8 protein-coding genes are annotated in these 11,401 nt (G+C 72.6%); 6 read left to right on the top strand and 2 right to left on the bottom strand.

What is annotated here, in order from left to right:
* Nucleotide 1 precedes the first annotated feature (1 nt).
* Nucleotides 2-826, bottom strand: coding sequence for a class I SAM-dependent methyltransferase (locus E0F75_RS27660; RefSeq protein WP_229313660.1), 825 nt, complete (start codon nucleotides 824-826; stop codon nucleotides 2-4).
* A gap of 497 nt (nucleotides 827-1,323) precedes the next feature.
* Here E0F75_RS27660 and E0F75_RS27655 point away from each other — a divergent pair, with 497 nt between their 5' ends.
* Nucleotides 1,324-2,496 carry a glycoside hydrolase family 64 protein gene (locus E0F75_RS27655; RefSeq protein WP_374115440.1) on the top strand — a complete coding sequence of 391 codons (1,173 nt, stop codon included), beginning with the start codon at nucleotides 1,324-1,326 and terminating at the stop codon, nucleotides 2,494-2,496.
* A 63-nt stretch (nucleotides 2,497-2,559) separates the two neighbouring features.
* On the opposite strand, the gene E0F75_RS27650 is transcribed toward E0F75_RS27655, so the two are convergent.
* Nucleotides 2,560-3,306: an SDR family oxidoreductase gene (locus E0F75_RS27650; RefSeq protein WP_229313659.1), complete on the bottom strand. Its 747-nt coding sequence runs from the start codon at nucleotides 3,304-3,306 to the stop codon at nucleotides 2,560-2,562.
* A gap of 110 nt (nucleotides 3,307-3,416) precedes the next feature.
* On the opposite strand from E0F75_RS27650, the gene E0F75_RS27645 reads away from it, so the two are divergent.
* From E0F75_RS27645 to E0F75_RS27625, 5 genes are all read left to right on the top strand, one after another.
* Nucleotides 3,417-3,947, top strand: a complete 531-nt coding sequence (locus tag E0F75_RS27645) for an Rrf2 family transcriptional regulator (protein ID WP_229313658.1) — start codon at nucleotides 3,417-3,419, stop codon at nucleotides 3,945-3,947.
* Nucleotides 3,948-4,083: 136 nt separating this feature from the next.
* Complete coding sequence (locus E0F75_RS27640; protein WP_229313657.1) at nucleotides 4,084-5,319, top strand: serine hydrolase; 1,236 nt, start codon at nucleotides 4,084-4,086, stop codon at nucleotides 5,317-5,319.
* Between the two features lie 419 nt (nucleotides 5,320-5,738).
* Nucleotides 5,739-9,080, top strand: coding sequence for a S8 family serine peptidase (locus tag E0F75_RS27635; RefSeq protein WP_374115438.1), 3,342 nt, complete (start codon nucleotides 5,739-5,741; stop codon nucleotides 9,078-9,080).
* A gap of 208 nt (nucleotides 9,081-9,288) precedes the next feature.
* Nucleotides 9,289-10,242, top strand: a complete 954-nt coding sequence (locus E0F75_RS27630; RefSeq protein ID WP_229313656.1) for an alpha/beta hydrolase — start codon at nucleotides 9,289-9,291, stop codon at nucleotides 10,240-10,242.
* Complete coding sequence (locus E0F75_RS27625) at nucleotides 10,235-11,401, top strand: acyltransferase (RefSeq protein ID WP_229313655.1); 1,167 nt, start codon at nucleotides 10,235-10,237, stop codon at nucleotides 11,399-11,401. Before E0F75_RS27630 ends, E0F75_RS27625 begins: the two co-directional genes overlap by 8 nt.

The raw sequence follows: 11,401 nt of genomic DNA, 5'->3' as shown, positions 1-11,401 counted from the left end.
GTTACGGGCTCTCCCCCGGTTTCCGGCCCCAGGCCGTGAGCATGCCTGCCGACAGCGCGGCGCATTCGTCGGATCCCAGGTAACGGATCGCCGCGTCGACGGCCGCGTCGTCGACCAGACCCGTCGCCAGCATCGGAACCCTGCTCCGCTCCCAGGTGTCCGCCCAGAAGCGGCTGATCGGGCTCCCTACCAGTAGCGGCGGTACATGGATCTCGGCGGCGACGGACCCGAGGCCCGCGCCACGGAGCAGCTGCGGATACGACGGCACCCAGGAGACGTCGGTGCCGATGGTCTCCCTCAGCGCCTGCCACATCGCCCGCATCACCGTGGTGTACGGAGTGCCGGGCGCCCGGTCGCTCGTCAGGTCCACCGCGTCACTCAGCACCAACACACCGCCGGGTTCGACGAGTTCGGCCAGCCGACTGATCACACGGTCACGCTCGGGAAGGTGCATGAGCACGAAACGCGCATGGACGAGCCGGAACCGTCCGGGGTCGAAGTCCGGGTCGGTGACGTCCGCCTCGATGACATCGAGGCCGGTCACAGGGCGCTCGACGAGAAAGCGTACGTCGCGGTCCACGGCGAGCACGCCCGTCACCCCGGTCTCGTCGAGCAGCCGACGGGAGACGGTGCCCGTGCCCGCACCCACATCGAGGCACCGCCACCCCGGACCGACCCCGAGCGCACGGAATCGCGCCATGGTGATGTCGTCGTAGGCGAGCGCGCCGAAGTCGATGCGCTCACCCTCGCCCGCCCGTTCGGGAGGGAACACGGCCTCGCCGTAGCGGCCTTCATCCGGCGCGTCCCCGCGCGGGGCGGCGGTCACGCCGTCACCGGAGTGACGGGGCGGGAGCCGGCCTCGCCGCGCTCCGGAGCCCGGTCGGCAAGGCACGGGAACAGCGGGTCCTCGAACAGTGTCATGACGGGATCTCTTCAGGTGGTGGGGCGGTTCCGGGCGGCCGGGGAGCACCGCCGACATCTGGACACCGGCACACCGCGGCCGCCTCCCGTCGATCCTCCACGGACCACCACTCCCACGGCCGAGGCGCGCCGCGCCTGCGCCGATCGGGCGCTCCGAACTCGCCCCGCACCCGACCCGCACCCACCGCCGGCCCGCACCGCCCCACCCACAACCATTGACAGGTCCATCTCACTCTCACCATTCTTGAGAGCGCTCTCAATCTGCTCAGGACTCAAAGCCCCACTCACCCCTCAAGACCCAAAGCCCCACCCACCCACGGATTCCCCCCACACGGAGTCCCCACCTCCGAGGAGCCCCACGTGTCCGCACACCGCAGGCGCAGGCACAGCCGCGTCGCACTCGTGACCCTGGCCGCCGCCGCGTCGATCGGCACCGTCGTCACCATCGCCGGCCCGTCCGAGACCGTCCAGGCCGCCGTCCCCGCGACCATTCCGCTCACCTTCACGAACAACTCCGGCCGCGGCGAACAGGTCTACGTCTACAACCTCGGCACCGAGCTCTCGACGGGCCGGCAGGGCTGGGCCGACGCGAACGGCACCTTCCACCCCTGGCCGGCCGGGGGCTCCGTCCCCGTTCCCGCGCCGGACGCCGCCATCGCCGGTCCCGCCAACGGCGGGTCGATGACGGTCCGGCTGCCGAAGTTCTCGGGCCGGATCTACTTCAGCTACGGACAGAAGCTGGTGTTCAAGCTGGCGACGGGCGGCCTCGTACAGCCCGCGGTCCAGAACCCGAGCGACCCCAACAGGAACATCCTCTTCAACTGGTCCGAGTACACGCTCAACGACGCGGGCCTCTGGATCAACAGCACCCAGGTCGACATGGTCTCGGCGCCCTACGCCGTCGGCGTGAAGCGCCCCGACGGCACCGTCGCGAACACCGGCCGCCTCAAGCCCGGCGGCTACCGGGGCTTCTACGACGCCCTGCGCGGCCAGCCCGGCGGCTGGGCCGACCTCATCCAGACCCGCGCCGACGGCACCGTGCTGCGCGCCCTGGCCCCGGGCCACGGCGTCGAGGCCGGCGCCTTGCCCTCGGGGGTGATGAACGACTACATCAACCGCGTCTGGACCAAGTACGCCTCGTCGACCCTGACCGTGACGCCGTTCGCGAACCAGCCCTCCGTGAAGTACTTCGGCCGGGTCTCCGGAAACGTCATGAACTTCACCAACACGTCCGGGGCCGTCGTCACCTCGTTCCAGAAGCCCGACTCGGACAGCGTCTTCGGCTGCTACAAGCACCTCGACGCCCCCAACGACCAGGTGCGAGGCCCCATCTCCCGTACGCTCTGCGCGGGTTACAACCGCTCCACCCTGCTGACGAACCCGAACCAGCCGGACACGTCCTCGGCCGACTTCTACAAGGACGCGGTGACCAACCACTACTCCCGCAAGATCCATGCCCAGATGGCCGACGGCAAGGCGTACGGCTTCGCCTTCGACGACGTCGGCGCGCACGAGTCGCTGGTGCACGACGGCAACCCGCAGCAGGCGTACGTCACGCTCGACCCGTTCAACTAGGGCGGCCCGGGCCGAACCGCCGGCCCACCGAACCGCCGCCCCCGACGGCGAGGACGAGAGCGATCAGCCGGCCAGCGAGGCGCTCAGCCAGTCGCGGTAGTGGGTGGGGGCCAGACGCGCACCCGGCCCCGGGGTGAGGACGTCGCCGCGGACGGCGGCGAACATGCCCGCCTGGTCGTCGGCGACGACGGGGCGGTCGTCACCGCGGGCGGCCAGGGTGATCCGGCCGATCTCGTCCAGCGCGAGGGCGTCGGGTCCGGCGACGTCGAGCGTGCCGTTCAGCGGCTCCCCGACGGCGACGTCGGCGAGGGCGGCGGCCACGTCCGCGGACGCGATCGGCTGCAGCGGGGTGGCGGGGAGCCGGACTTCGCCGTCGGTCGCCGTCCAGGACATCACGGCGTCCATGAACTCGAAGAACTGCGTGGCGCGGACGATCGAGTACGGCGTGGGGCCGTCGCGCAGCAGGTCCTCCTGGAGCACCTTGGCCCGGTAGTAGTCCAGGTCGGGGACCTGGTCCACGCCGACGATCGACAGCGCGACCTGGTGGCGCACGCCCGCGCGCTCGCCCGCGCCGAGCAGGTTGGTCACGGTGGTGCGGAAGAAGTCGAGCGACTGGTCGTCGAAGGTCGGGGAGTTGCTGACGTTGATGACCGTGTGGGCGCCGGCGAGCGCCTCGTCCAGGCCTGCGCCGGTGAGCAGGTCGACCCCCGAGGAGAGGGAGGCCGCGACCACGTCGTGGCCGGCCTTCTGGAGCAGGGCGACGACCTGGGAGCCGATGAGGCCGGTGCCGCCGATGACGGTGATCTTCATGGTGTGCCTTCCTTCGCGGACCCGGCGGGGCCCCTGGGACGCAAACTCGGATACCCGATGTCCGAGATGATACTCGGATAGTATGTGTCCGAGTCAAATGGGGAGGCGACATGAAACTGTCCGGTGGTGTGGAGTGGGCGCTCCACTGCTGTGTGGTGCTCACGGCCGCGAGCCGACCGGTGCCGGCGGCCCGCCTCGCGGAGCTGCACGACGTGTCGCCGAGCTACCTGGCCAAGCAGATGCAGGCACTGTCACGGGCCGGTCTTGTGCGCTCCGTCCAGGGGAAGACCGGCGGATACGTGCTGACCAGAGAGGCCGCCGAGATCACCCTGCTCGACGTCGTACAGGCCGTCGACGGGCCCGAGCCGGCGTTCGTCTGCACCGAGATCCGGCAGCGGGGACCGCTGGCGACCCCACCGGAGAAGTGCACGAGGGCCTGCCCCGTCGCCCGCGCGATGGGAGCCGCGGAAGCCGCGTGGAGGGCCTCGCTCGCGGGCACCACGATCGCTGATCTCGTCGCGACGGTGGAGGGCGAGAGCGGGCCGGAGGCGCTCCCTGGAATCGGCTCCTGGCTGACGGCCGGCGCGGACGCGGCCACGGGCACGGACGCGCCCGCGGGCCCCGACACCCCCCGGAGCTGAGGCGGAGAGGGAGACGGGGACCACGATCCCACCGTCCTCGGGGCAGGCCCGCGCGGGCGGGCCTGACGGGTGACATCAGCGCGGGTCGGCGGCGCCTCCACCGGCGGGCGGGTAGACCGCGGCCAATACTCCCGCCATGAGATCAGCCCGTTCCCCCTTCCGGTCCCGCGTCGCCGCGGTCACCGCGCTCGCCGCACTCCTCGCGCTCGGCTCCCCGGTCACGGCCGTCGGCGGCCCCACCGGCGGCGACGGCCACGACCGCCGACCCTGCGTCGCCTCCCGGCTTCCCGACCGCGGACCGGCCCGCGACGTCCTCCGGATCGCCGAGCGGGCCACGGCGGAGATGGACCTCAAGTCCGTGATCGTGCGGGTCACGGCCGGCGACCGCGAGGTCGTCACCACCGCGCTCGGCGAGTCGATGACGGGCGTGCCGGCCACCCCCGCCATGCACTTCCGGAACGGCAACATCGCGATCAGCTACCTGGGCACCGCGCTGCTGCGCCTGGTCGACCAGGGCAGGGTCCGTCTCGACGACCCCGTGTCGCGCTGGCTGCCGGACCTCAAGGACGGCGACAGGATCACCCTGCGGATGCTGGCCGCCTCCACCACCGGGCTCGTCGACTACGTCACCGCCGCCGGGTTCGGCGAGAGCGTCTACGCGAACCCGTTCCGCCGGTGGACGGCCAAGGAACTGGTCGCCATCTCGACGAGCAAGCCGCGGTGGTACGAGCCGGGCACCAACTGGAGTTACTCGCACGCGAACTTCGTCCTGCTCGGCGCCGCCCTGGAGAAGATCACCGGGACCCGCCTCGACGTCCTGCTCCGGCACGAGGTCCTGCGCCCGCTCGGACTGCGCGAGACCCGCAACAGCTTCACGCCCGAGATCCCCGAGCCCGTTCTGCACGCCTTCACCGCCGAGCGGGGGACGTACGAGGAGTCCACCTTCTGGAACCCCTCGTGGACCACGGCCCCCGGCGCGGTGCAGACCACCGACATCTGCGACCTGGCCCGCTCGGCCGCAGGCATCGGCTCGGGAGAGCTGGTGTCCCCGGCCTCGTACCAGGAACTCCTGAACCCGGGAACGGTCGGCCTGGGCCACGCGACCAAGACGTGCCCCGCGACGGTCTGCCTCCCGAACACCGAAGCCACCCACTACGGCATGGGCGTGCTGATCCTGGGCGACTGGATCGCACAACACCCGCTGTTCTTCGGCTACTCCGCCTCCCAGGCCTACCTTCCGTCGAAGCGCCTGGCCATCGCCGTCTCGACCACGAACGGCCCCACCGCCCAGGCCGGCCACAGCGCCCACACCATCGCCCAGCGCATCGCCGCGGCCCTCGCCCCGAACCACCCGATCCCCGACTTCGGCTGACCCGCGCCGCACCGCGGCGACAGCCCCTCCCGGCGACCGCGCGCCGCCGGGTCGGTTCCCGTGCCCCGAGGGAAGGCCCTTCCCTCGGGGTGCGGATACGGCCAAGGGGAGGGACCCGCTCCGACCGCGCCTGCGGCAGCCCCGGAAGGTCGGCGGGGACTGCGATGCGGGGGGTTCGGGGGCACCGGTGTCGCACAAGGATCGCCCGGTCGTCACAGTGCCGTCACGGAGCCGTCGTGGCCCCATCGAACTCGGGGCCCTCCGGATGGCCGGAAACCACGCAGCTCAATGCCCCACGCCCGCCCCGCCGTTGATCAGCTCACATACTGCGCTGACCGGTCGGCGGGCGTCGTTGCGTCCCGGCCGGAACCGACCACTCGACCTCATCCCAAGCTCCTGGGGGAGACTTGCGCGCACACGTGAAGAGAACACGCGCCTTCACCATCGCAGCGGCCACGTCCGTGGCCCTGGTAGCAGGCATGACCGGCCCCGCGACGGCCACGTCCGACACCCCGCGCCCCGGCGGCGACCAGCGGATCCCGCTCGTCACCGGCGACCGCGTGGTGGTGAACGCCAAGGGCCGGATGGTGGGCTTCGAGGCCGCCCGAGGCCGTGAGCACATACCCGTACAGGTGCAGCGCATCAAGGACCGCACGCTGGTCGTGCCCAGCGACGCGCAGCCCCTGATAGCCGCCGGCCGACTCGACCAGCGGCTCTTCGACCTCGATGTGCTCACCGACGCGCGGCTGCGCGAGAGCCACCGGGACGGGCTCAATCTGATCGTGCAGTACGAGGGGGGTGCCGGTGCCGCACGGGCCGAGGTGCGTGCGGCCGGCGACACCCAGCTGCGGCGGACGTTCCCGACCCTCAACGCCGACGCCATCCGTACCTCCCCGGACGACGTCGCCAAGGTGTGGGACGCGCTGACCGACCGGCGGAGCAGCGGCCTGCGGGCCACCGCCTCCGGCATCGGCACGGTGTGGCTGGACGGGGTGCGGGCCGCGAGCCTGGACCGCAGTGTCCGGCAGATCGGCGCCGACAAGGCGTGGGAGTCCGGGTACGACGGCACGGGCGTCAAGATCGCCGTCCTCGACACCGGCGTCGACAAGACCCATGACGACCTCAGCACCCAGGTCGTCGGCGAGAAGAACTTCTCCGCCTCCCCCGACGCCGTGGACCGCGTCGGACACGGCACCCACGTCGCCTCGATCGCCGCGGGTACGGGCGCCAAGTCCGGCGGCCGGTTCAAGGGCGTCGCCCCCGGCGCCAAGGTGATCAGCGGCAAGGTCCTCGACGACAACGGCTTCGGCGACGACTCCGCCGTCCTCGCCGGCATGGAGTGGGCCGCCGCCGAGGGCGCGGACGTGGTCAACCTCAGCCTCGGCGGCCCCGACAGCCCCGGCGTCGACCCGCTGGAGGCGGCGGTCGACCGGCTGTCCGCCGAGAAGGGGATCCTGTTCGCGATAGCCGCGGGCAACGAGGGCGAGGGCGGCGCCTCGACGGTGGGCTCGCCGGGCAGCGCTGACGCCGCGCTGACCGTCGGCGCCGTCGACAAGGACGACCGCCTCGCGGCCTTCTCCAGCACCGGCCCGCGCGTAGGTGACGGCGCCGTCAAGCCGGACGTGACCGCGCCCGGCGTGGCCATCGCCGCGGCCGCAGCGTCCGGCAGCGAGATCGACACGCGCCCCGGCACCCCGCACCCCGCTCCGGGGTATCTGCAGATCGACGGCACCTCCATGGCCACCCCGCACGTCGCGGGCGCGGCGGCGATCCTGAAGCAGCGTCATCCGGACTGGAAGTCCACCGAGCTCAAGGGCGCGCTGACCGCGTCCGCCAAGGGCGGCGACTACACCGCCTTCCAGCAGGGCTCCGGCCGCGTCCAGGTCGACAAGGCGCTGGCCCAGAGCGTCATCGCCGATCCGGTCTCGCTGAACTTCGGCACGGCGCAGTGGCCGCACGCCGACGACCGGCCCCTGACCCGGAAGGTCGCCTACCGCAACCTCGGGACCACCGACGTCACCCTCGACCTGTCGGTGGCCGCGCTCGACCCGAACGGCAAGCCGGCCCCGGCCGGATTCCTCACGCTCGGCGCCGACAAGGTGACCGTGCCCGCCGGCGGCCGGGCCGAGGTCGACCTGACCGCCGACACCCGGATCGGAGACGCCGACGGCAGCTACTCGGGCTACGTCACCGCCACCGCCGCGGGCCAGTCCGTCCGCACGGCCGCGGTGGCCGTCCGCGAGGCGGAGTCGTACGACATCACGCTCCGGGCCGTCGGCCGCGACGGCGCCGACGCCCAGAACTTCGACAGCACCCTGATCGGCGTCGCCGGGGCCGGGGCCGGCCTCGTGACCCGTATCGGCAACGAACCGGGCAGCCACACCATCCGGGTCCCCAAGGGCACGTACACCCTCAACACGGCCGTCTACCAGGACCCGTCGGACTACACCAAGGGCACCGACTGGATCGCCCAGCCGAAGCTGGAGATCTCCGGCGACACCACCGTCACCGCCGACGCACGCACCACCAAGCCGGTGGACCTCACCGTGCCCGGCATCGACTCGGTGGACCTCGGAGGCACGTACTACGAGCTCGGCGGCACCGACATCGGCCGCGTCGGCAACGGCTGGGTCCTCAGGAGCTTCGCCGGATTCCGTACCGCCCACATGGGTCCGGCCGTCACCGACGGCTCGCTGCTGCAGACCTGGGACGCGCACTTCCTCAAGGACGCCACCAGCCAGTACTCGGTGGCCTTCGGCGGCAGGACGAACAAGGTCTCGACCGGCTACACCAAGCACGTGAAGGCGAACGAGCTGGCCACGCTCAAGGTCGGCCTCGGTGCGTCCGCACCCGGGAAGTCCGCCAACGTCTCCCCCTTCGCCCGCATCCCGGGCGCGCCGGAGGGCAACGGCTTCTTCGACCCGCAGCCGGCGCCGGGCACGCGCACCTTCTACGTCTCCACCGCCGACGACGTCGAGTGGCTCACCAGGTTCGACCAGGCGGGCGAGCCCGACAAGTGGGGCTACCCGGCCTTCGAGGGCAGCTGGGAGATGGCCGAGCCGAAGCGTTACGAAGCCGGCCGGACGTACCGGGAGATGTTCAACACGGGTGTCTTCGGCCCGCTCCTGGGCGGGAGCGCGGGCGTGTTCCGCACCGCTCCCGACCCGGCGACGGGCGAGCAGCAGCTCGTCGGCTCGCTGCCGCTGTTCGCCGACGGCAAGGGTCACCCGGGGTACTCCCCGTCCACCTCGGCCACGTCGACGCTGTACCGCGACGGCGTCAAGGTCGCCGAGAACGACGACCCGCTGACCGGTTCGCAGCCCTTCACGGTCGACGGCTCCGACGCCGAGTACCGGCTGGTGACCTCCGTGGAGCGCTCGACACAGCTCGCCGCAGCCTCCACCCGGGTCGACACCAGCTTCACGTTCCGCTCGAAGCAGGTCACGGCCACCACCGCGCTGCCGGTGTCCACGGTCCGCTTCTCCGCCCCCGTCGACCTCACCTCCCGCGCCCCGGAGCACGCTCCGGTCGTCGTCCCGGTGACCGTGCAGGGCTCCGCGGCCGGCAAGAACCTCAAGTCCCTTGCGATCTCCGTGAGTTATGACAACGGGAAGACCTGGCAGCGCGTGCAGGTCCGGAACGGCGCGATCTCCGTGAAGAGTCCTGCGAAGGACAGCGGGATCTCGCTCTCCGCCGTGGTCAAGGACAAGCAGGGCAACACGTCGACGCTGACCCTCCACAACGCGTGGCTCGGCAAGTGACGCCGCCCCGCTAGACGTTCCACCGTTCACACCCCGCACGGCGTCACCACCCTCGGGCGGTGACGCCGTGCGGCCGTGACGGCCCCGTACCCGTAGTACTCCAGAGCTACGCGGCAGGTGTCCCCCCTGGCGGGACGTCGATTACCGCGCGTGATCCATAGGTTCGGCACCGGATTCGAGAAACACCCCGGTACGGAAGGACCACGCCATGGCGTCCCACCCGCGCAGCCGCCGCCTGCGCCGCCCCCTGCTCGCCGCCCTCGTCGCCGCCTCGGTGGCGGTGCCCACCGTCGGTGCGGCCGGCCCGGCCGCCGTGCCCGCGCCCGTCCCCGCCCCGCTCGCTCCCCTGTCGCTCGCCGCGCCCGGCGAACTCGCCGCGCGGTACGCCGCCAACCGCTCCGCCGTCCGGGCCGCCGAGGCCATGGCCGAGGCCCACGGCGACCACGGACGCGCCGCCACCCTGCGGGCCATGGCCGGGGAGGACCACCGACTCCTCTCCTTCGACGGCCGAGACGGCGGCCGCAGCGCCGAGGTGTTCGGCGACCTCGTGGGCGCCACCCGGATAGCCGTCCTCGTGCCCGGCTCGGACACCCGGCTCGACAGCCACCGCTTCCGGTCCGGAGCCGCCGCGCTGCAGCGCGAACTGGGCCGCGGGACGGCCGTCCTCGCCTGGCTCGGCTACCGCACCCCCGCCACCCTCAGCGCCGCCGCGACGACCTCCGGTCGCGCCGAGGAGGCCGCCCCGCTCCTCGCCTCCTTCGTGCGTGAACTGGCCACCGCCGCACCGCGGGCGCGCCTGACGCTGCTGTGCCACTCGTACGGCTCCGTCGTCTGCGCCGAGGCCGCCGACCGCCTCCCCGTCGCCGACCTCGTGCTCTACGGCAGCCCCGGCACCGGCGCCGACCGTGCCGCCGACCTCGACACCACCGCCACCGTCTGGGCCGGCCGCGGCACCGACGACTGGATCGCGCATGTCCCCCACGTCCGCGCCTCCCTGGCCTTCGGCGAACTCGGCTTCGGCACCGACCCCGTCGCCCCGGAATTCGGCGCCCGGGTCTTCGACGCCGGCACGGGCGGCCACAGCGACTATCTCCGCCCCGGCTCCGTACCCCTGCGGAACATGGCCCGGATCGTCGCGGGACGGGATCCGGCCGATGCGTGACCTCGCCCGGCGGATCGACGCCGCCACCCCGCCCGGCCGCGACCGCGCCCTCGACGCCCTGCGCGCCCTCGCCATCCTCGGCGTGGTCCTCGGACACTGGCTCGTCACCGCCCTGACCACCGACAGCGGCACCCTACGGGCCGTCAGCCCTCTGAACCGACTGCCCGAGTTCACCCCGGTCTCCTGGGCGTTCCAGACGCTCGCCGTCTTCTTCCTGGTCGGCGGGCGGGCCGCCGCCGGAAGCCACACCGCCGCCCTCGCCCGAGGCACGTCCTACCGCGACTGGCTGACCGCGCGCCTCGGCCGGCTGTTCCGGCCCCTGGCCGTCGTCCTCGCCGTGTGGGCCGCCACCGCGCTCGCGATGATCCTGGGCGGGGTGCCCTGGCAGACCGTGCACACGCTCGGCAGGCTCGTCCTCTCCCCGCTCTGGTTCCTGCTGGTCTTCGCCGCCCTCACGGCGGCGACCCCGCTGGTCGCCAAGGTGCACCCGCTGTGGCCGCTCGCCGTCGTCCTGCACGTCGACGTGGTCCGCTTCGGCCTCGGCGGACCCGACTGGCTCGGCTGGACGAACGTGGCGGCCGGCTGGCTCGTTCCGTACTGCCTCGGCGCCCTGTGGGCCCGGCACGGCATCAGGGAACGGCCCGCCGGATGGACCCTGCTGATCACGGGCGCGCCGGCCACCGTCCTCCTCGTCGCCCTCGCCGGCTATCCGGCGTCCATGGTCGGCGTGCCCGGCGCTGCCGTCTCCAACCTCAACCCGCCCACGCTCGCCGCCGTCACCTTCGGCATCGCCCAGTGCGGCGCGGCGTTCCTGCTCGTCGGCCCGCTGCGCCGGACCCTGAGCCGGCCCGCCGCCTGGGCGCCCGTGGCCCTCCTCAACCTCGGTGCCATGACGGTCTTCCTGTGGCACCAGACCGCGATGATGGCCGTCACCGTGCTGGGCCTCCTCGTCGCCGGGCCGACCGGGCACGGCCCGCTGACCGGCCTGCACACCCTCCCCGACGGATACGGCTGGGTCCTCGCACGGCTCGCCTGGCTGCCCGTGTTCGGGCTCGCGCTGCTCGCGTGCGTCGCCGTCTTCCGTACGTACGAAACGGGCGGCCGCCGTCCGTCCCGGGCGGGGCGACCCGCCGCGAGGAAGCAGGTACAGCGTGCATAG

Origin of the sequence: Streptomyces sp. CB02980, from assembly GCF_014451325.2 — a bacterium.
Classification (GTDB): Bacteria; Actinomycetota; Actinomycetes; order Streptomycetales; family Streptomycetaceae; genus Streptomyces.
This window is presented reverse-complemented; position numbering and strand designations above follow the sequence as displayed.